This window comes from Romboutsia sp. CE17, assembly GCF_012317385.1.
Lineage (GTDB): Bacteria > Bacillota > Clostridia > Peptostreptococcales > Peptostreptococcaceae > Romboutsia_E.
On sequence record NZ_CP051144.1, the window covers coordinates 676,603 to 698,348 of the forward strand.

A 21,746-nucleotide genomic window follows, 5' to 3' on the forward strand; every position below is an offset into this window, starting at 1 on the left:
TTAAATAGAATTTAAGTTAATAGGAGGTATTCTTATGAATTTTCAAGAGATGATACTTGCGCTACAAAATTACTGGTCAAAACAAGGATGTATAATGATGCAACCATATGACGTTGAAAAAGGAGCTGGGACTATGAACCCAAATACTCTTTTAAGATCATTAGGACCAGAGCCTTGGAGTGTATGTTATGTAGAACCATCTAGAAGACCTGCAGATGGGAGATATGGAGAAAATCCAAATAGATTATACCAACATCATCAATTCCAAGTTATATTAAAACCATCTCCAGATAATATACAAGAACTATATTTAGGTAGTTTAGAGGCTATAGGAATAAATCCTTTAGAGCATGATATAAGATTTGTTGAAGATAACTGGGAATCAACTACAGTTGGAGCTTGGGGACTTGGATGGGAAGTTTGGCTAGATGGAATGGAAATAACTCAATTTACATATTTCCAACAAGTTGGAGGTATAGAATGCGAGCTTGAGACTGGAGAAATTACATACGGCTTAGAGAGACTTGCGATGTATATACAAGAGGTAGATAGTGTTTATGACTTAAAGTGGAACGATCACATAACTTATGGAGATGTATTTAAGCAAGCTGAATATGAAAATTCTGTATATGCATTTGAAGAATGTGATGCAGATATGTTATTTAACTTGTTCGATACATATGAAAAAGAGGCTTTGAAACTTATAGAAAGAGGATTAGTAGTTCCTTCTTATGATTATGTATTAAAGTGCTCACATACATTCAATACTTTAGATGCAAGAGGCGCTATAGGAGTTAGCCAAAGAGCATCATTTATAGGAAGAGTTAGAAATATGGCTAGAGCGGTTTCTTCTTTATATGTTAAACAAAGAGAGGAAATGGGATATCCTCTTTTAAAGGAAGGTGACAAATAATGAATAATTATCTTTTATTTGAAGTAGGGGTGGAAGAATTACCATCGAGATTTGTTAGTAGTACTTTAGAACAAATAAAAAGTAATTTAACAAAATTATTTAATGAAAATAGAATAATTTTTGATGATATAGAAACATATGGAACACCAAGAAGATTAGCATTTATAGTAAAAGGTATAAGCGAAAAGCAAAGTAATTTAGAAGAAGAAGTAAAAGGTCCATCTAAGAAGATTGCAGTAGATGCAGATGGAAACTTTACAAAACCAGCTTTAGGATTTATAAAAAGTAAAGGTTTAAAAGAAGAAGACGTATACTTTAAGCAAGTAGGAAAAGATGAATATATATTTGGTACTATAAAGCAAGAAGGTATAGAAACTAGTGAGGTTCTAAAAGTTGTATTACCAGAAGCTATAAAAAGTGTAACATTCCCTAAAGCAATGCGTTGGGGCGGAAAAAATATGAGGTTTGCTAGACCTATAAGATGGATGGTTACTTTATTAAATGATGAAGTGCTTGAAATTAACTTAGAAGGTATAATATCGTCAAATGTTACTAAGGGACACAGATTCTTAGGAGAAAAAGAATTTGAAGTAAATTCTTTAGAAGATTACTATGCTAAGTTAGAAGAAAACTATGTAATTTTAGACCAAAATAAAAGAAAAGAACTTATAAAAGATCAGTGTATAGAAGTTGCTAAATATTTAGGTGGAGAAGTTGAGTTTGATGAAGATTTATTAGAAGAGATAACTCACTTAGTAGAATATCCAACTGCATTTTATGGTGAGTTTGACAAAGCCTATGCAAATCTTCCAAAAGAAGTTGTTACAACTCCTATGAAAGAACATCAGAGATATTTCCCAGTTGTAAAAGATGGTAAATTATTACCAAACTTTATAGCAGTTAGAAACGGAAATGATTACAAAATAGAAGTAGTTAAAGCTGGTAATGAGAAAGTTTTAGTTGCAAGACTTGAAGATGCTTTATTCTTCTATAATGAAGATACTAAGAAAAATTTAGAAAGTTACGTAGAGAAATTAAAAACTGTTGTATTCCAAGCTAAACTAGGAACAGTTTATGATAAGAGTTTAAGAATAGAAAAATTAAGTGCAGATATATTAGAAGCACTAAATTTAAATGATATAAAAGAGGATACATTAAGAGCTGCCAAATTATGTAAGGCAGATTTAGTTACTAACATGGTATTTGAATTTACTGAGTTACAAGGTATAATGGGGAGAGAATATGCTAAGGTTGGTGGAGAAAATGAAGTTGTAAGCGAAGCTATATTCGAACATTATCTACCAAGATTTGCAGGAGATATGCTTCCTGAAACTAAGTCAGGTATGGCATTATCTATAGCAGATAAGCTAGACTCAATTGCTGGATTTTTTGCAATTGGAATTCAACCAACAGGATCTCAAGATCCATATGCATTAAGACGTCAAGCTTTAGGTGTATTAAGTATATTAATGGACAAGAAGTTAGATGTAAACTTAAAAGATCTGGTTAAGTATGCGCTAGATAATTATAGTAACTTAGAGTTTAATAAAGAAGAAGTATGCGCTCAAATAATGGAATTCTTTAGAGAAAGAATCAAAAATCTATTTAGGGATTTAGGTATAAGATATGACGTTATAGAAGCTGTATTAAACTCAGAAATAAATGATATACATGATATGCATACTAGAGCAGTTGAATTAAATAAATGGCTATCAACTGAAGGTCTAGTTGAAATGTTAACTGCATTTAATAGGGTATCTACATTAGCACAAAAAGCAAATTCGTCAGAAATTAATGAAAATTTATTAAAAGAAGATGCTGAAAAAGAATTATATAATGGATTTAAGGGAATTAAAGTAACAGTAGAAGAATTATTGAAAGATAAAAAGTATAGTGAAGCTTTAGATGCATTTGCATCACTAAGACCATTAGTTGATAATATGTTTGATAATGTTATGGTAATGGACAAAGATGAGGCTATAAAAGAGAATAGATTAGCTTTATTAAAGCAAATCTGCGATACAATGCTTTCTATATGTGACTTATCTAAGATAGTTTATAAATAATGAGAATAAATACATGTAGATAATAAATACTAAAATAAGGGGTGGAATCAAAGTATATAGTAAGGTGAATTAACTTTTTTATATACGAAGGATTTTATCCCTTATTTTTATAATTTATAATAAAATAATGTGACATAAATTGTAAAAATATACACTATAATGTTAAAATAAGAACATAACTATAAATTTCATTTTATTAATTATTAATTATCTATCATAAATATATTTATAATGAATTATATATGGCAAAATGTATTATAATTAAAACAAAAAAATTTACGGCATGATATATAGAGATATACAATGTATTATAGAATGGATTTTCAAGAAAAAAGTATATTATATTAAGAAGGAAGGTGATTATTATTCAACTTAATCAAAGACAGTTAAAGATAATCGATATCGTCAAAGAAAATGAACCTATAACTAGTGAAAGTATTGCTGCAAGTTTGAATGTGACACGTGCTACACTAAGATCAGATTTAGCAATATTAACTATGACTGGAATATTAGATGCAAGACCTAAGGTGGGATATTTTTACTCAGGTGTAAGTGATTTAAATTTAGTTGGTAATGGTATAAAAGATAAAAAGGCAGAAGATATAATGAGTATGCCAGTAATAGTAAAGCAAGATATAAGTATATATGATGTAATAGTTAACATGTTCTTATCTGATGTAGGGAGTATATTTATAACTGATGATAACGAAAATTTATGTGGAGTAGTTTCTAGAAAAGATTTATTAAAAGCAACTATAGGTGGATCTGATATAAATAGGATTCCTATAGGTATGATAATGACTAGAACTCCAAATGTAATCACAGCTAATAGAGATGAAGATATTTTATTAGTTATAAAGAAAATCATAGAGCATGAAGTTGATTCATTACCAGTAGTTGAAAATAACGAAGATGGAATGAAGTTGAGAGTAGTTGGAAGAATCTCAAAGACAAGTATAACAAAGTTATTTTTAGAGATGCTTGACAACTAAGGAGGGAATATATGGAAAATTTAATTATATACGTAATATCAGATTCTGTAGGTGAAACAGCTCAGCAAGTTGCTAAAGCTGCAATCTCTCAATTCATGATAAATGATAATTATGAAATAAGAAGATTTCCCTATGTAGTAGATAAAAAATTCTTAATTGAGATATTAAATAGTGGAAAAAATGAAAATGCTATAATTATATATACTTTAGTAGATGAATCTCTATCAACATTGACTAGAGAATATTGTTTAACAGAAGGTCTTAGTAATATAGATCTAATGTCTCCAATTTTAACTGAAATAGCTAAAAAGACTGATAAGAAGCCTAAAAGGGAGCCTGGTATTATAAGAAAGCTAGATGAATCTTACTTTAAGAGAGTTGAAGCTATAGAATTTGCAGTAAAATATGACGATGGTAAAGATCCTAGAGGGGTTTTAAAATCAGACATAGTTTTAGTTGGTATATCAAGAACATCTAAGACTCCTCTTAGTATGTATTTAGCAAATAAGAATATAAAGGTTGCAAATGTTCCATTAGTTCCAGAAATACCATTACCAAAAGAACTAGATGATATAAATCCTAATAAGATAATAGGTCTTACAAATACACCAGAAAAGCTAAATAAAATAAGACAAGAAAGATTAAAAGTATTAGGTTTATCTAGTAATGCAAATTATGCAAACATAGAAAGAATATTACAAGAATTAGAGTACTCAGATACTATAATGAAAAGGTTAGGTTGTCCAGTAATTGATGTATCAAATAAGGCTATAGAAGAGACTGCTGGAATAATATTAGACCTTATAAAAGAAAATGGAATAAATACAGTAAAAGTCAAAGATAAAAAATAAAATTAAAATATTTAATATAGAGACTCCTTTATATTCTGTAAATGAAACTTATTTGTTTAATTTGCATAGATTAATAAAGGAGTATTTTTATTATGGGGGGATAATCTATGGTCAAATGTCCGAGATGTGGAAAAGAAGTATCATCAAGACCTGGTACAATTTGTCCAAGATGTGGGCTTAATGTTTCTGAGGTTAATGCGAAGATAAGATGTCCAGAACAAAACTGTAGAGCTTTAGTTTCTAAAAAATTAGAGTATTGTCCAAAGTGTGGATGCAAATTAAGAGGATATAAGTTTAATGAATTAATGAGGATGGCTAGAAATAAGATTGACGAGGTATTATATGATGATAAAGAATAGGGTGATTTAAAATCCCTATTCTTTATTTTAATTATTTAGATGATTTGGACTCTATTTCCATAGTCCATCCCCAGTAACCATTATCTTTTTTATTATATTTTAATATAGCATCAAATTTAGTTCCTTTTTTTGAAGTTAATGACTTAACTTTAGCTTGTCCATTTTTTAATATGCTTTTAACCATTGTCTTATTAGGTTTTTTATTATAGTATTCTAGATATTTATCATTTTTCCAAATACCAAACTTACAATTGATATAGTTTGAACATAAATATCCTTTTTCTGATTCGATGACATCATTTTGACATACAGGACATTTACCTAAAGAATCATTTTTAGTGGATTTTTTCTTAGAACTATTTTCATCAGATGAATTTTTTGAATTAGATTTCCTTGATGCAACAGCTGATTCTTTAACATATTTTTTTGTTTTAGCATTATAAGTATAATTTTCAGTATTTATATTCTTTTTATCATCATGTTTTATTAAATTAACATTTTGATATATAAATTTCATTATGTTTGTTAGATATTCTTTTCTAGTAAATTGTCCTTTTTGTATATCGCTTAAGCTTCTTTCTAGCTTACCAGTATAGTCAACATCAAATAGATCTTTAACTGGGAATATTTCAACTAAGTTTTTTCCTAAATCAGTTATGGAATATGATTTTCCTTTTTTCTTAACATATCCAACTTGTCCGACTTTTTTCAAAACATCAGCACGAGTAGCAGATGTTCCAATTGAATACCCAGATAGAACTGTTGTATCATCTTCTGATACATTCTTTCCACAATTTTTCATTGCTTTAAGTAAAGTATCCTCAGTATATGGCTTAGGAGGAGTTGTTTGTTTAGTCAATGTTTTTATATCTAAGATGTCTACAACTTCTAGTTTATTTACTAGAGGAAGTAAGTCGTCTTTTTCTTCTTTATTGTACACCTCTAAATATCCCTTTACTTTTAAAACTTTTCCCTTTGTCAAAAATAAGTTTTTATCGACTTCTGTTTTAATTTCTGTATTTTCATATTCAGCAGGAGGCATAAAGTTTGCAATAAATCTATCTTTTATAGCGTTATAAACAATCTGTTCATCTGGTGTTAAGTTAGTAGGAACTATATAAGTTGGTATTATTGCACTATGGCTGTCGACTTTAGAAGAGTCAAATATTCTTTTACTTTTAGTAAATACTATTTTACTTTCATAAGGAAGACCAGCTTTTATTTTATCTAATGTTTGAGAAACTTTATTAACCAAACTTTCTTCTAAATAAATAGAATCAGTTCTAGGATAAGTTATATATCCTCCCTTACCTTTTCCCTCATAAAGAGACTGACATACGTTTAAAACCTTATCTGAAGTGAAATTTGAGTACTTCGAAGTAATAAATCCTTGAAGAGATGTTAAACTAAATAGTTTAGGTGCATACTCTTTAGAAGTAGATACTTTTTTATCTATTATAGTTCCAGTATTTGATGATATACTAGAAATAATTTTATTAGCTTCATCTATAGTATCAAATTTACTTTCTTTACCTTTTATTAGTTTTCCTTTATATTCTCCATTAGAACTTTTAAAATTACCTTCTATTTCAAAATAATTCTTAGGTATAAAATTTGTTATTTCCATATCCCTATCATAAACTAGTTTTACTGTTGGAAGTATTACACGACCTATATTTAGTAATTTACCATTGCCATATTTTAAAGTTGCAACAGAAGTAAAGTTAATTCCTATTAACCAATCTGTAATCAATCTAGTATAACCTGCTGCTTGTAAATTTATCATATCAGAGTTATCTTTTAAGTTATTTAGACCTCTTGTTATGTCTTCTGGAGTCCATTCATTTACTAGAATTCTTTTAACAGGTTTTTTATTCTTTGCCAATAAAAAAATTAAAAAAGAAATTAATTCACCTTCTCTATCATTATCTGTAGCGTTTATTACATACTCTATATCATCTCTATGTAAAAGTCTTTTTACAGTATCAAATTGCTTTTTCTTTGAGCTATCGACTTTAAATTTGAATTTATCACTAGGTATAAATGGAAAATTATCCATTTTCCAAGATCCTGAGTATTTATCTTTATCATAGTCTTTCATATCAAATAAGGAAACTAGATGACCAACGGCATAAGTAACTATGTAATCATTTCCTTCAAAGTAACCATCATGCCTAGTTCTTGCGCCTAAAAAGGTAGCTATAGTTTTAGCAACAGATGGTTTTTCTGCAAGTATAAGCTTCATATAAATCTCCTTTCAAATACTATTTATATTATCATATAAAAAGAAAAGACTGCAAGGCAGTCTAGAAATTAAAATTGAAATTATTGTTTTTATTAGTTAATCCTTTTATATAATAATCAACAAATTCAGATGAACTTTCGTCTATTAATTTTACGAAAGAAATATGCGTTATACTATTAGAGCTAGGATGATTTATATTATAATTAAAAGCTGGTCCAGATATTGTACAAGAAGATTCTGGTTTTATATTTATTCTTTGGGTGTCTGATAAAGAAGTAAATATTTCAAATGATTTGGAACTATCTATAAGATATGAAAATTCAATATTATCCTTAAGCTCAGGGTAAACAGAGTATATATTTGCTATACAGTTAACCTCATTAAAATTAGGATAATATTCTTTGTAGCCAGCAAGGATTATATATGAATGGTTAGGTAAAATTGATTTTATTGCAAGTATCAAATTCCGAATTAAATTATCAACCTCAATTGGAAAATAGAAATATATAGGATGAGTATGATCTATAATAATATTATATCGATCTAATAAATCTATGATATTACGATAATTAATATATTCGCTTGAGCCGAATTCATTATATATTAAGAATAAATTGCCATTTATGCTTTTTTCATAAATGCTTTCTAATTTTTGTTTCATCCAAGGTATAGGTAATAAGCTTATCTTATTGAAATTATTTCCCATAAAATTCCTCCCTAAAATAATAACAGTTTATATATCAATAAATTGTATTCTATAATAAATAAATTTATTCCTTTAAAGCATACATAGAAAATACTGGTAAATCCCTATATTTATAGACAAAAAGTTACATATTTGTAATAATATTATTAAAACGCATCTAAATTTAGATAAAAATAGACTAATTAAAACTATTAGAAGTAATACATACTTATTTATAGGGAGGAGTTGAATAAGATTATAGTTAAATACTATAATTGTTAGTTATGAATTTTAATAAAAAACATATAATATCAAGTGTTATAGCTACATCTGTAATTGTGCCAGTATGTACCTCTATATCAAATGCAGATGAAGTAGAATATAGGATGATAACAGCAAATTCAGTTAATTTTAGAACAGGCCCAGGTACAAATTATTCATCTATGGGTAAATTAAATAAAGGATATAAAGTTGAGTACATAGGAACTAGTGGTTCTTGGATAAAGATAAAATATAATGGAAAAACAGGATATGCACATAGTGATTATGTAGGTCCCTATAGCAATTCTAATCAAAGTTCAAGTATAAAAGTAGTTACTGCTTCTAGCCTTAATGTTAGAAGTGGTGCAGGAACTAATTACTCAAGAATAGGAAGCTTATCAAAAGGTACAGAGGTAAGTGTAATATCAGAGTCAAATGGTTGGGCTAAAATAAATTATAATGGAAAAATAGGATATGTATCTACTGATTATTTAGCAACTAAATCTAGTGGAGGTTCTAGTTCTACTACAGAAACTATAAAATATAAAAAAATAGTAAATGCAACAAGCTTAAACTTTAGAACTGGGCCAGGAACAAACTATTCTAAAATATCTACTTTAAAATATGGAACAGAAGTTGGAGTAATATCGGAGTCAAATGGTTGGGCTAAAATAAGTTATAATGGAAAAATAGGATATGTATCAAGTCAATATCTATCTGATAAATCAAGTAGTTCAACAGGAAGTGATTCTTCAACATCTAGCTCAAAAGCAGATAAAGTAATAAGTTTTGCAAAAACTTTATTAGGAAAAGATTACTCTTGGGGGGCAGAAGGACCGAATTCATTTGATTGCTCAGGATACACATACTATGTATTTAAGAAAAGTGCAGGAATCACTTTACCAAGGGTATCTAAAGAACAAAGTAAGTATGGAACTTATGTTAGTAGAAGTGATGTCAAAAAAGGAGACTTAGTATTTTTTGATACAGATGGATCTAATAATGGCGTAGTAAGTCATGTTGGAATATATATGGGCGATGGTAAATTTATACATGCTTCATCAAGTAAAGATGAAGTAGTTATATCAGATTTTAATAGTAGTTATTATAAAGGAGCATTTGTCAATGCACGTAGAGTTTTATAAGAAATAGAGCTAATTAAGGCTCTATTTTTTATTTATGCATAATATTTTGAAATATATTATGTATAAATAGAAGCTAATATTGAAAATAATATATAGTATATGATTGAGAAGTTAAATAAGTATATAAGGAGAGTAGATATGACTGTTATAACTGATTTTTATCAATTTAAATATAGCCGCAATAATTATTATTTGGAATTACTTATAAACAGAACAGCTCTTTTATATATAGAAAAAGCATTGGATGAAAGTTTAAGTAATATGTATTTAAGTAAAGATTCAGAATGCGCTTATATGAGACTAAAAGAATTATTTTATAATTCAAGAGTAGAAAGTGATTCATTATATGTAGAACTTAGAATAAATAAATGCTATTTAAAGTATATGCAAAATTTGAGTTGTTATTTTTATAATAGAAATGAGTATGAGGCAGTAAAAGTATTAAGCGATTATATGCAGTACTTCTCAACATCTGATATAGATGAAATTTCAACCTTTTGTGAATTAAATGAAGATATAAAAGTTAGAGTTTTATCTAATGTATGAAAAAGAGCTCTTCCTATGAAAAGAAGAGCCCTTTTTATTTAATTAAAACTTAAAAATATTTTTTAGTTTCTGCAAAATCATATACGTCCATTAATGCTTCTCCAAATCTTTGATAATGAACTATTTCTCTTTCGCCTAAAAATCTTAATACATTTATTATATCAACATTGTCAGTTAAGTTTATAAGTTGATAATATGTTGCTAGTGCTTTTTGTTCTGCAGCCATATCTTCATGTAAATCAGTTACAGCATCGCCGAAAACATTTATATAAGAAGCAGTCCAAGGTACTCCATTAGGATCTGATGGGAATATTCCATGTCCCCAAACTGCATAATTAGATCCTAGGCCAGCAGCCTTTAACTCTTCAGGTGTAGCATCTTCAGTTAGTTGATATAGCATACTAGAAATTATTTCAACATGAGCCAGTTCTTCTGTACCTATATCAGTTAAAAGTGCACGTGACTTTCCTGTAGGCATAGTATATCGTTGTTGTAAATATCTTATTGCAGCAGCTAATTCACCATTTGGCCCACCTAATTGAGCAATTATATACTTAGCCATGTTTAAATCTTTACATCTTAAATTAACTGGAAATTCTAATGTTTTTTGGTAAATCCACATAGATGTCTAACCTCCCTATAAATAATATCTATTTGTTAAATTCTCTGTCCCATGGCCAAGGGTCACATATCCATTGCCAAGGATATTGGCTTGGAGCATACCCAAAGTTAGTTAAAGGACCGTATTTACTTTCATAAGCACATCTTGCTTGTTTAAATTGAGCAACTAATGAATTATATATATTGATAGCATTTTTGTCTTCTGGATGATTATCTAAATATAAATTTAGTTCTACACATGCAAATCCTGTTTCTTGAACATTTCTCAATAATTCACTTCTAGTACATGATTGTTTCATTATCTTTTCCCCCTAACTCTGTTTTTAGGATTTTTATATAAATCTGCATTATACATTTCAGAGTCTATTAAAAATAATTCAGGGAATAATGTTCCCTTACTCAATGCAGTTGAAAGATTATACATTTTTGTAAGCACTTGATCGTTAACATATGGTCTAGCTAAATCACAACCACAGTTTTGAGAAATGCCTCTACTGTTTTTTTCCATAGATGAAAAACCTCCTTGTCAGAACCTATAGTCAAGCTATGTAATTATATTATATTTAGATAAGCTTAAAATGGTTACATATCCAAGATAAATAATTAAAAACTATTTGATTATTTATCTTAATTAATAAGGTTAAGTTAAATTTTATGTTAGTATTAATTTTGTATATCTTGAATTAATGATACAGTTTATGATAAAATAAATTTCATGTTCACATAAAAATGAGGTGATTTAATGAGCGAATTAGCAGGAAAAGGCTGTGAAATAATAGTACCTTTTGATGAAAGACAACCACTAAAAGATATAGAAAGAAGTATAATAAAAAAGTATAGAAAGCATTTATGGTCTAAGTTTATTAAAGCGATAAGAGATTATAATCTAGTAGAAGAGGGTGACAAGATAGGTGTTGCTATATCTGGAGGGAAAGATAGTCTTCTTATGGCAAAAATGTTCCAGGAGTTAAAAAAGCATGGACAAGTTAATTTTGAAGTTGAATTTATAGCTATGGACCCTGGATATCATAAAGATATAAGACAATTATTAATAGATAACTGTGAATACTTAAATATACCTATACATTTATTTGATTCTAGAATATTTGAAATTGCGGATGAAATAGCAAAGGACTATCCATGCTATATGTGTGCAAGAATGAGAAGAGGGGCTCTATACTCTAAGGCGGAAGAATTAGGATGTAATAAACTGGCATTGGGACATCATTATGATGATGTTATAGAAACAACAATGCTTAATTTATTATGTGCAGGAAACTTTAAAACAATGTTACCAAAGCTTGACTCTACAAATTTTGATGGAATACAAATAATAAGGCCACTTTATTATATAAGAGAAGAGCATATAATAAGATTTATACAAAATAGTGGAATTTGGCCGCTTAATTGTGCTTGTATGGTAGCAGCTAAAAAAACAGGAAACAAAAGATATGAGATAAAAGACCTTATAAAGAGTTTAGGTGAAAACTTTAAAGATGTTGAAAAATCAATCTTCAAGGCTGCAGAAAATGTTAATATCGACTCTGTCTTAGGATGGCAACAAGATGGAGTTAAGCACTCTTTCTTAGAAAAGTATGAGTAATATAAAATAAAACCGTTGATTAGTAGATAGTCAACGGTTTTTTATTGCAAAACAAAATGATAGAATATATACATACATATTTAGAGAGGGGATTTTATATTGAAAAAAGTATATATAGACTTTGAAATGAACATGCCAAATAATAAAGGTAAAAAGGATATGTTAAATGCAGATATAATAGCTATTGGTGCTATTAAATATGACGAGTGTACTGGTGAAGTAGAAAAATTTAAATCTTTAATAAAACCTATAATAAAGAAAGAAGTGTATCCTCATATAGAAGAATTGACTAAAATAACTTCACATGATTTATATAAGGCCCCCACGTATGAGGAAGTAATGAGGGATTTTAAATGTTGGTTAGGGATATTCTCCGAAATTAAGGGTATATATACATTTGGAAATTTAGATTTAGCTTGTTTTAGTAATATAGATAAAATAAGTTCACAAAAAAATAAACATCCAAGATTTTTAAATAATATAAAAGATTTATTTGTAGATATTAAAGATAAGTATGTAGATTATGGTATAAGATGCATGAATTATATATCTCTGAAAAATCTTTTAAGTATAGCGAATGTAGAATTTAGTGGAGAAGTTCATGATCCACTAGATGATGCGTACAATTTATACTTATTAGACTCTATATTAGATGAGAATGAAAGTATACGAGATTTACTAATTATAAAAGACATAATTAAGCCACCATTTAATACTATAGATGAAAATTTAGAGACTAAATTTGAAATGTATAAAGAATATTTTTATAAAAAGGAAGGTAGTTATGATATAAACTTTATATCTATAGAAATAATCAAAGTAGTTAGAAAGTATATTTTATCATTAAAAAATATTGAAATAAACAATATAGAGATATTAAAAGATATTAGTAAAAAACTTATAAGTATAGAAAAATTATCTAATATAGAAGAAGGGTATTTTTATATTCTAGAAAATCTTTGCTTAGATATGAAGGATCTACTAGATGATTTAATGCTTTATAAATTAAATTTAGAAGAGTATAAAAATGAAATAACAAATATCATAGAACTTTTTGATGAAGATTTAGAAGCTGAAGAAATAAATATTAGAACAGACAATATATTAATTTAAAGATTTCTGCATAAGTAGAAATCTTTTTTTGTATAAAATACTAATTTATAAAATATACATAAGTATGGAATTTGATTAATATTTAGAGGAGATGTTTTGCTATGTCTAGTATTTTAAGTTATATTTTTACGGTATTATCAGTATTTGCATTTTTATCCTCGGTATATATTATGTATTTATTATTCAGATTTATGGTTGAGAGAAGGCATAATAAAAAAAGAAAAAATAAATATGTAAGAAGTAATAGATTTAGCAGTAAAGTGTCTAATAATGTATCAAAAATAGAAAGGAAAATTCAAAAAAATAGAAATGTAGTTTTTGAAGAAAGAGATAGAAAACAGAATTTAAAAGGAGAAGAAGTTGTAAAGTACAATAATGGTGACTTATATAAAGGCGAATTTATAGATGGTAAAAGAAATGGGTTTGGTATTTGTATATTTTCAAATAAAGAAAAATATGAAGGTTTGTGGAAGAATGATGAAATGTATGGAGTAGGAAAATATACATTTTTAGATGGGTCCACATATACTGGAGACTTTAAGCATGGAGTTATAGAAGGAATAGGTACTTACACATATGCAAATAAGAACTTATACAAGGGAGAATTTTTAAGTGGAAAGAAAAATGGTAAGGGTACTTTGTATTATAATGATGGAAGTAAGTACATAGGTATGTGGAAAGATGATAAAAAAAGTGGTAAAGGAAAATTTAAAAATAAAAATGATGACATTTATGAAGGCGAGTTTGAAGATGATAAATTTAATGGTAGAGGAACTTATAAAAGTAAGGATGGATGTGTTTATATAGGAGAATTTAAAAATAATGTATATCATGGATATGGATGTTATACAAGTGATAAAGGTGATATTTATGAAGGTTACTATAAGTATGGACTAAAAAAGGGTAGTGGAAAACTAAAGCTTAGAAATGGAGAATCTTACTACGGTGACTTTAAAGATGATCTATTTAATGGAATTGGTAAGTATAGCTATAGTGATAATAGTATGTATGAAGGAGATTTTAAAGATGGTAAAAAGGATGGTATAGGGACTTATAATTGCCAGCTATATAAATATATTGGTGAATGGAAAAATAACACAAAAAATAAAACCGGAACTTATTATCTTAATTCAGGAAATATTTTAGAAGTTTTTATAGAAAACAATTCTATAAAGGAAGGGGTTTATAAAGTTAAAGGATCAGATGATATGTATTTACAGAATGTTGATATAAGTAATGAAAAAGAAGTACTTGAAAATTTAAGCTATTATTTAAAGAATGAAAATTGTAATGAAATCACATTAAATACTCCAAGTTTATATAATTAAGTATAATGTAAAATTTGGAGTGATATGTATGAAAATTAAAGAAAATGATATAGACTTAAATGTCAAATTAATACCATATATAAAAAATGATGAGTTTAGAGGTGTTTCCCTAGGCAGAATATATGGAATAAATATGATACAAGCAAAAAGTTTTTGGCAAAAGTCTCTAAAGGGAGAAGGAATAAATATTGCTGTAATAGATTCAGGTTGCGATATAAATCATATAAATTTAAAAGATAGAATAGTTGGAGTAAGAAATTTTACAGATGAGGATGGTAAAAATCCTAATATTGTTATTGATAGGGTTGGTCATGGTACTCATGTTACAGGTATAATTGCAGCAAATGGAGCTAACGGTATAGTAGGGGTAGCACCAAATGCAAATATATATGTTTTAAAGGCTATAAATAAAACTGGTTCAGGAAAACTAAGCTGGGTAGTTAATGCTATATATTATGCTATAGAAAAAAAGGTAGATATAATATCAATGTCGCTTGGAATGTCAGCAAATAATGAAAAATTAGAAAGAGCAGTAAAGGAAGCTATAAGTAAAAATATATTAGTAGTATGTGCAGCAGGAAATGAAGGAGATGGAAATGCAACGGATTTTCAATACTCATACCCAGCTGCATATATTGATGTAATATCAGTAGGTGCAGTTGATAAAAAAGGAGAACCAGCATATTTTAGTAGCGCTAATCTTGTAATAGATGTTGTAGCACCTGGTGTAGATATAATATCGACATATCCTAATAATAGTTATGCAAGTCTAAGTGGAACTAGTATGGCAACTCCCTATGTAAGTGGAAGCTTAGCCCTTTTAAAAAATTGGTCACAAGAAGAATTTCAAAGAAGTTTAACAGAACAAGAGCTATATGCTCAATTAATAAAGCATACTAAGACTTTAAATTATTCTAGAGCAGTCCAAGGGAATGGATTAGTATACCTAAAAGAAGAAAAAATAATAAAAAAAATAAAGTATTAAAAAATAAACTGTCTTAATTAATGAATTATTAAGACAGTTTATTTTTTTAATATTATTAGTCAATTTTTGGTGAATTATGATTAAGATTTGACTAAAATCGAAATTTTAGATAATATATAGTAAGAGGTTACAATAAAGTTACAAAAAATGATATTATTATCAATGATTGAAACATAGTTTGTAAATATAAATAGTAAAATCGAATTAAATGGAGTGATAGGATGATAAAATTTACATGCGTAGACAAAATGTATCCTGATGGCAACAAAACTCTAAAAAATATAAACTTGAAAATCGACAAAGGAGAGTTTGTATTTTTAGTAGGTCGATCAGGCGCAGGAAAATCTACTTTACTTAAGTTAATAACAAGAGAAGAAAAGGCTTCAAAAGGAAGCGTATCTATATTAGGTGAAGATATAACAAATATAAAAGTAAATAAGATACATAAATATAGAAGAAGATTAGGTATAGTATTTCAAGATTATAAGTTATTAAAAGATAAGACCGTTTATGAAAATGTAGAACTTGCTATGAGAGTAGTTGGAGCAAATCCAAAAGAAATAAAGACTAGAGTAATGGAAGTATTACAAAAAGTAGGAATTTATCATAAATGTAATAAATATCCGGATGAATTATCAGGTGGTGAGTGTCAAAGAGTTGGTATAGCAAGAGCTATAGTTAATAAACCATCTATAATAATTGCTGATGAATGTACAGGAAACTTAGATATAGAAAACTCTAGAAAGATTGTAGATTTATTACAAAGTATAAATGAAGAGGGTGTTACTATAGTAATGGCTACTCATGATACAGAAATATTAAAGCAGTATAACAAAAGAATTATAGCAATAGATGCTGGAAAAATAATAAAAGATACAAAGAGGGAACAACATGAAGCTATTGTCTAACTTAACATATAATTTAAAGCAAGGTCTAAATGGGCTAATAAAAAATAAAACAATGAGTTTGATTTCTATAATATCTGTTACTTCTGCCTTGATTATTTTAGGAATAATCTTAACTATGGTTTTAAATATAAATCAATTTATAGAAATAACAAAAGATGAAATAAATGAAATCAGAGTTTCATCTATTGACAATCTAGAAACTGATCAAAGAGATACTTTAAAAGCAGAACTAGAGAAAATACTAGGTGTTAAATCTGTAGAATATAAGTCAAAAGAAGAGTTATTTAATTCAATGAAAGAAAGCTGGGGAGAAGATGGATATTTATTAGAAGGAATAGATAATCCTTTAGATGATACATTTATAGTTACTCTTGAGAATTCTGAAAAAATGAATTATGTAGTAAATTTAGTACAAGGAATTGAAAATGTAAAAGAAGTTAAGTATCAACAAGATATAGTACAAAACTTCTTAAACTTGTCAAATACAGTTAAAAAGTTTGGTGGAATATTAATGGGAGCCTTACTTTTGATATGCTTAATAATAATATCGAATACTATAAAAAGCCGAGTTTATAGTAAAAAAGAAGAAATTGAAATAATTAAATATGTTGGAGCAAGTAATGCATTTGTAGTAGGACCTTTTATAGTAGAAGGTTTTGTAATAGGATTTTTAGGCGCACTTTTATCAGTAGGTGTTTGTACAAGTATGTATGGATATATAGTAGAAAAAGTTAGTGGAGCATTATCTAATATGATGGGAAGTGTGGTTCTTCCGCTTACAAGTGTCTCTACATCTCTTATACTAACTTTATTTGCTACAGGTATAGCAATTGGAGTTTTAGGAAGTGCATTTTCAGTTAGAAAACATTTGAAAGTATAAAATAAATATAAATATAACGTTGGGGGACAATTGAATGAAGAAGGTAGTATCAATAGTAGCAGTTTGTTCTATTCTAGCTAGTTCGGGTGTTGTGTATGCGCAAGATTCAAAGTCAGAGTTAAATAGTAAATTAAGTAAAAATAGAGAGGCTCAACAAGAGTTAGGAGAAAGAATAAAAAGCTTAGATTCTCAAATAGAAAAAGTTGAAGAAAATATAAAGTTAACTGAGAAAAAAATATCAGAATTGAATTCAGAAACTGAAAAAACTAAAGAGGAAATTAAATTATTAGAAAATAAAATAGAAGAAAATGAAGACGTTCTAGGTCAAAGATTAAGAGTTATTGATAATAATTATTCAATGGGTTATATAAAAGTAATATTAAGTAGTACTTCATTATCAGATTTCTTTAATAATATATATATGGTTAAAGAAATTGTAGAGCAAGATAGAGTTCTATTAAAAGAATTAGATGAGAATAAAGTAACTATAGAAGAAAAGAAAAAAGAATTAGAAGACAAGACTAAAGAGCAAGAGTTACTTAAATCTGATTTAGAAAAAGACAGTTCTAAATTGGAATCAGATAAAGAAGAAGTAGAAGCTTTAAAGAAAGAGTTAGTACAAGAGGAAGAGAACTTAGAGTCTGAAATAGAAGCTATAATAGCTAAAGAGCAAGCGGCTATTGAGTCTAATAAAAATAATTCATCGAGTACTTCAGCTTCAAACTCAGGATCAAGTGAAATTGTAACAAGTGGATCATGGCCTGTACCAGGATATAGTAGAATAAGCTCTCCTTATGGCAATAGAGTACACCCTGTTTTAGGTACAGTTAGATTCCATACTGGTATAGATATACCAGCTCCAACAGGGACTCCTGTTACTGCATATGATAGTGGTACAGTTATATATTCTGGAGTTCAAGGAAGTTATGGAAATACTGTTATGATTAGACATGATGATGGGAAAGTAACTTTATATGCTCATAACAGTGCATTGACTGTTTCTGTAGGACAAAGAGTTCAAAAAGGACAAGTTGTGGCTAAAGTAGGTTCGACTGGTAGATCTACAGGACCACATTTACATTTTGAAGTTAGAGTAAATGGAAAGCATACTAACCCAATGAATTACTTATAAGATAAATATAAAATAATAAATATGTTTATCTTATAGATAAGGAGAAAACATATGGAAGAATATGTAGTAGTTGACTTAGAAACTACAGGTTTAGATCCTTATAAAGGTTGTGAAATAATAGAAATAGGTGTTACAGAAATTGTTAATAATGAGATTATAAGAAATTATTCAAGATTTGTTAAACCTAAAAAAGAAATACCAACTTTTATAACGGAAATAACTAATATAAGTAACGAAATGGTAGCACATGAAGATTATATAGAAGAGGTTTTACCTAGATTTCGAAAATATATCGGCGACAGAACTATAATTGCCCATAATGCTAAATTTGATTTAAAGTTTTTAAATTTTTATTTAAAAGAATTAAATTTAGAACCTATAAAAAATCATATATGTACATTAGAGCTACTGAAGAAAAATAAATCTTATAAAGGTAAGAATAAAAAGCTTGAAACAGCATGTGCATACTATAATATAGAAAATAAAAATGCTCATAGAGCAGATAGCGATACACTAGCAACAGCTAAGTTATTTCTAATAATAAAAGATGAAGTTTAAAATAAGCGTTAATCAACGCTTATTTTTTTATGTAAAAATAATAAAACTAACCGTATTAGTTATTTTTTTATATCGATTTTGCATAGTATATAACAATAAACTAGTATTTACTAGGGGGAGTCTTTATGGGATTTATGAATATAAATATTTTTATTAATAAAGTAGAATTTGGAATTTACAAGATAATAAATAAAAAAACTAAGTATATATTAGAAGATGAAATTATAATACCTAAATCTTTTAGTATAGGAGAGAGACTAAGTTATATAAGGAAAATGGTTAGTATATTAGTTAAAGAGTATGGAGTTAGAAAAGCATACATGTATGTAGAAGAAGATATAGGAGTAGAGATAATAGATGCTGTAAAAGTAGAAGGTATAATTGAAGAGTTATTTTCTAGTTGTGGGGTAGAATTATGCAAATAAGTACACGAATAAACTTAAAAATACTGAAAAAAATTGATTCAGAGGGAGTAAATTCAGCATTGTATATAGTTGAAGATACTCAATTAGGCTCCAAATTTATATTAAAGCAAATAGATAAAAAAAATCTTAAAGAGTATGAGAAATATTTTGAAGAATCTAAAAAAATATGTAGTCTAAATCATCCAAATATAATATCAATAAAGCATGCTTCATATGATGATAAATATATATATATTGTAATGCCTTATTTTAAAAAGGGGTCTTTATATAATTTATTACAAAATGAAAGTCTAACAATAAGGGAAATAATAAAATATGCTTTAGATTTTCTGCAAGCAGTATATTACATCCACAAAAATAATATGCTTCATTGTGATATAAAGCCTAATAATATACTTATAAGCGATGAAAATAAAGCTATATTGACTGATTTTGGTTCTGCACTATATCTAAACGAGGATGGAAATGCTAAATTAAAAAATGTTTATTACAAACATATAGCTCCAGAGCAATGTTTAAATTCTACTATAAACAAAAAAATAGATATATATCAAATTGGAACTACGCTATATAGAATGTGTAATGGAAATGAAGAATATAATAAACAAGTAAGAAGGTATAAGGATTTAAATAGTTTAAAAATAGCATGTGCTAATGGAAAATTTCCTGTAAGAAAAAAATACTTACCTCATATACCTAAATCAATGATTTTGATTATTGAAAAGTGTTTGAAAGTAAATAAAGATGAACGATATAATAATGTTTTAGAAATAATGAATGATTTATCATTGATAAATGAAAATTTAGATTGGCGTTATCAAAAAATTGATAAAGAAAATTACTCTTGGACATTTAATGAAAAGTATATATATTTATATAAAGAAACGGGATATTGGAACATTAAACATAATATAAATAAAGATATAGAATATTCACAAGTAAAATCTTTAGAAACAAAAGCTCAAGGATATAGAGTTATAAGAAAAATTATAAATATGTAAAAAAATAACCCTACTTTAATCCGATCAAGTAGGGTTATAAAAGGGGTAAAATATATTATAAAAAGGGGTTTATTAGGGAATATATTTTATTTGGGGAGTAAAATAATCGGTTATTAGGGGAATAACCTTGAATTAATAATAACAAAATTCGACAAAAAATGCAAGTGTTTTGTCGAAAAAAATTTAAAAAATATAAATTTATGATAAAATAATAGTTTTTTAATAAAATACAATAATTTGGATAAACTAATAAAAAACTTATGGAGGGGTTTATGCATAAAAAAATTTTTATTAGTTTATTAATTATTTTTATATCACTCAATATATCAAATGTTTCTCAATCAATGAATAATATTAATATAAGTAAAATTAATGAAGATAAAATAAGTGAAGTACTTATTAATAATATAAACAATAAAGACTTAAATATAAGTGTTGAAAATATAGATATTTTTGAAGAGAGTATAGATATAGGAGAAAAATATAGTTGTTATGGTGTTTTGACTATTAATATAGAGAATAAGGGAATATATGATATTGAATTATCAAATATAGACATATACCCATATCAAGGAGAGAATCCAACAAAATATTTTGTTAAAACATCTGATGATAATATAGATGGATTAATAGGTACTATTAGAAGTAATTCTAATATTAAGGCTAAAGTTGGTATAGCTCTATATAACAAAACAGAAACTATAAGATTAGATTTAAGAAGTATAGAATATATAAACAAATAAAAACTGTTGCAAATTGGATAAAATCCGATTTACAACAGTTTTTTTATTATTCTGGTTGAGGAGCATCAACAGGACAAACGCTGTTGCAAGCACCACATTCTATACATACATCAGCATCTATAACATATTTATCATCTCCAGCTGATATGCAGCTCATTGGACATTCAGCTTCACAAGCACCACAGCTTATGCAAGCATCGTTTATTTGATATGCCATAATATTAACCTCCTTAAATAAATTCAATTTACATTATACATCAAAATTACATAAAATTACATAAAAAAATATAAAAAATTTAAAAATATGAATAAAAATTAAGTAATCTTATAATTAGATAAAATATATTAAAACTAATCTTACAATTTTGTTCTTTGATTTATTCTGA

At 27.3% G+C, this 21,746-nt stretch carries 24 protein-coding genes; 18 read left to right on the forward strand and 6 right to left on the reverse strand.

Annotated elements, in window-relative coordinates:
* Positions 1 to 34 precede the first annotated feature (34 nt).
* The 5 genes from glyQ (at position 35) to HF520_RS03305 (ending at position 5,181) form a co-directional block, all read left to right on the forward strand.
* The gene (gene glyQ / locus HF520_RS03285; RefSeq protein ID WP_168572663.1) at positions 35 to 913 is read left to right on the forward strand and encodes a glycine--tRNA ligase subunit alpha; all 879 of its coding nucleotides are present in this window, start codon (positions 35 to 37) and stop codon (positions 911 to 913) included.
* The gene (gene glyS / locus HF520_RS03290; RefSeq protein ID WP_168572664.1) at positions 913 to 2,979 is read left to right on the forward strand and encodes a glycine--tRNA ligase subunit beta; all 2,067 of its coding nucleotides are present in this window, start codon (positions 913 to 915) and stop codon (positions 2,977 to 2,979) included. The genes glyQ and glyS overlap by 1 nt, the downstream gene beginning before the upstream one ends.
* 356 nt (positions 2,980 to 3,335) lie before the next feature.
* On the forward strand, positions 3,336 to 3,971 hold the full coding sequence (locus HF520_RS03295; protein WP_168572665.1) for a helix-turn-helix transcriptional regulator: 636 nt from the start codon (positions 3,336 to 3,338) through the stop codon (positions 3,969 to 3,971).
* Positions 3,972 to 3,982: 11 nt separating this feature from the next.
* Positions 3,983 to 4,822, forward strand: a complete 840-nt coding sequence (locus tag HF520_RS03300) for a pyruvate, water dikinase regulatory protein (protein ID WP_168572666.1) — start codon at positions 3,983 to 3,985, stop codon at positions 4,820 to 4,822.
* Between the two features lie 107 nt (positions 4,823 to 4,929).
* Entirely contained in the window at positions 4,930 to 5,181 is a 252-nt protein-coding gene (locus tag HF520_RS03305) for a zinc ribbon domain-containing protein (RefSeq protein ID WP_168572667.1), read from the forward strand.
* A gap of 31 nt (positions 5,182 to 5,212) precedes the next feature.
* Here the strand turns inward: HF520_RS03305 and HF520_RS03310 are convergent, their stop codons facing one another.
* Together HF520_RS03310 and HF520_RS03315 are read right to left on the reverse strand one after the other, a co-directional pair.
* Positions 5,213 to 7,426, reverse strand: a complete 2,214-nt coding sequence (locus tag HF520_RS03310) for a type IA DNA topoisomerase (RefSeq protein WP_168572668.1) — start codon at positions 7,424 to 7,426, stop codon at positions 5,213 to 5,215.
* Between the two features lie 61 nt (positions 7,427 to 7,487).
* A complete protein-coding gene (locus HF520_RS03315; RefSeq protein ID WP_168572669.1) occupies positions 7,488 to 8,132 on the reverse strand; it encodes a hypothetical protein in 645 nt (214 codons plus the stop codon).
* A gap of 263 nt (positions 8,133 to 8,395) precedes the next feature.
* On the opposite strand from HF520_RS03315, the gene HF520_RS03320 reads away from it, so the two are divergent.
* Positions 8,396 to 9,517, forward strand: a complete 1,122-nt coding sequence (locus HF520_RS03320) for a C40 family peptidase (RefSeq protein ID WP_168572670.1) — start codon at positions 8,396 to 8,398, stop codon at positions 9,515 to 9,517.
* Positions 9,518 to 9,655: 138 nt separating this feature from the next.
* On the forward strand, positions 9,656 to 10,063 hold the full coding sequence (locus HF520_RS03325; protein WP_168572671.1) for a hypothetical protein: 408 nt from the start codon (positions 9,656 to 9,658) through the stop codon (positions 10,061 to 10,063).
* Positions 10,064 to 10,112: 49 nt separating this feature from the next.
* Here HF520_RS03325 and HF520_RS03330 read toward each other — a convergent pair whose 3' ends face one another.
* Genes HF520_RS03330 through HF520_RS03340 form a run of 3 tightly spaced genes read right to left on the reverse strand, consistent with a single transcriptional unit; the run spans position 10,113 to position 11,192 of the window.
* Positions 10,113 to 10,685 (reverse strand): manganese catalase family protein, encoded by a 573-nt coding sequence (locus tag HF520_RS03330; protein ID WP_168572672.1) that lies wholly within the window; start codon positions 10,683 to 10,685, stop codon positions 10,113 to 10,115.
* A 28-nt stretch (positions 10,686 to 10,713) separates the two neighbouring features.
* Positions 10,714 to 10,983, reverse strand: coding sequence for a spore coat protein CotJB (locus HF520_RS03335; RefSeq protein WP_168572673.1), 270 nt, complete (start codon positions 10,981 to 10,983; stop codon positions 10,714 to 10,716).
* Positions 10,983 to 11,192 (reverse strand): spore coat associated protein CotJA, encoded by a 210-nt coding sequence (locus HF520_RS03340; protein WP_168572674.1) that lies wholly within the window; start codon positions 11,190 to 11,192, stop codon positions 10,983 to 10,985. Before HF520_RS03340 ends, HF520_RS03335 begins: the two co-directional genes overlap by 1 nt.
* Positions 11,193 to 11,426: 234 nt before the next feature.
* On the opposite strand from HF520_RS03340, the gene HF520_RS03345 reads away from it, so the two are divergent.
* The 11 genes from HF520_RS03345 to HF520_RS03395 all read left to right on the forward strand — a co-directional run bounded on the left by HF520_RS03345 (position 11,427) and on the right by HF520_RS03395 (position 21,360).
* Positions 11,427 to 12,287, forward strand: coding sequence for a tRNA 2-thiocytidine biosynthesis TtcA family protein (locus HF520_RS03345; protein ID WP_168572675.1), 861 nt, complete (start codon positions 11,427 to 11,429; stop codon positions 12,285 to 12,287).
* A 99-nt stretch (positions 12,288 to 12,386) separates the two neighbouring features.
* Positions 12,387 to 13,400, forward strand: coding sequence for a 3'-5' exonuclease (locus HF520_RS03350; RefSeq protein ID WP_168572676.1), 1,014 nt, complete (start codon positions 12,387 to 12,389; stop codon positions 13,398 to 13,400).
* A gap of 101 nt (positions 13,401 to 13,501) precedes the next feature.
* Positions 13,502 to 14,728 carry an MORN repeat-containing protein gene (locus HF520_RS03355; RefSeq protein ID WP_168572677.1) on the forward strand — a complete coding sequence of 409 codons (1,227 nt, stop codon included), beginning with the start codon at positions 13,502 to 13,504 and terminating at the stop codon, positions 14,726 to 14,728.
* A 28-nt stretch (positions 14,729 to 14,756) separates the two neighbouring features.
* Entirely contained in the window at positions 14,757 to 15,713 is a 957-nt protein-coding gene (locus tag HF520_RS03360; protein ID WP_168572678.1) for a S8 family peptidase, read from the forward strand.
* A gap of 221 nt (positions 15,714 to 15,934) precedes the next feature.
* Complete coding sequence (ftsE, locus tag HF520_RS03365; RefSeq protein ID WP_168572679.1) at positions 15,935 to 16,621, forward strand: cell division ATP-binding protein FtsE; 687 nt, start codon at positions 15,935 to 15,937, stop codon at positions 16,619 to 16,621.
* Positions 16,605 to 17,501 (forward strand): permease-like cell division protein FtsX, encoded by an 897-nt coding sequence (gene ftsX, locus HF520_RS03370; protein ID WP_168572680.1) that lies wholly within the window; start codon positions 16,605 to 16,607, stop codon positions 17,499 to 17,501. Before ftsE ends, ftsX begins: the two co-directional genes overlap by 17 nt.
* 34 nt (positions 17,502 to 17,535) lie before the next feature.
* Positions 17,536 to 18,633 carry a murein hydrolase activator EnvC family protein gene (locus tag HF520_RS03375; protein WP_168572681.1) on the forward strand — a complete coding sequence of 366 codons (1,098 nt, stop codon included), beginning with the start codon at positions 17,536 to 17,538 and terminating at the stop codon, positions 18,631 to 18,633.
* A gap of 51 nt (positions 18,634 to 18,684) precedes the next feature.
* Positions 18,685 to 19,191 carry a 3'-5' exonuclease gene (locus HF520_RS03380; protein WP_168572682.1) on the forward strand — a complete coding sequence of 169 codons (507 nt, stop codon included), beginning with the start codon at positions 18,685 to 18,687 and terminating at the stop codon, positions 19,189 to 19,191.
* Positions 19,192 to 19,316: 125 nt separating this feature from the next.
* Positions 19,317 to 19,616 carry a hypothetical protein gene (locus tag HF520_RS03385; RefSeq protein WP_168572683.1) on the forward strand — a complete coding sequence of 100 codons (300 nt, stop codon included), beginning with the start codon at positions 19,317 to 19,319 and terminating at the stop codon, positions 19,614 to 19,616.
* Positions 19,607 to 20,617, forward strand: coding sequence for a serine/threonine-protein kinase (locus HF520_RS03390; RefSeq protein ID WP_168572684.1), 1,011 nt, complete (start codon positions 19,607 to 19,609; stop codon positions 20,615 to 20,617). The genes HF520_RS03385 and HF520_RS03390 overlap by 10 nt, the downstream gene beginning before the upstream one ends.
* A 272-nt stretch (positions 20,618 to 20,889) precedes the next feature.
* Complete coding sequence (locus tag HF520_RS03395) at positions 20,890 to 21,360, forward strand: hypothetical protein (RefSeq protein ID WP_168572685.1); 471 nt, start codon at positions 20,890 to 20,892, stop codon at positions 21,358 to 21,360.
* A gap of 46 nt (positions 21,361 to 21,406) precedes the next feature.
* Here HF520_RS03395 and HF520_RS03400 read toward each other — a convergent pair whose 3' ends face one another.
* On the reverse strand, positions 21,407 to 21,577 hold the full coding sequence (locus HF520_RS03400; protein WP_122641275.1) for a DUF362 domain-containing protein: 171 nt from the start codon (positions 21,575 to 21,577) through the stop codon (positions 21,407 to 21,409).
* Positions 21,578 to 21,746 lie beyond the last annotated feature (169 nt).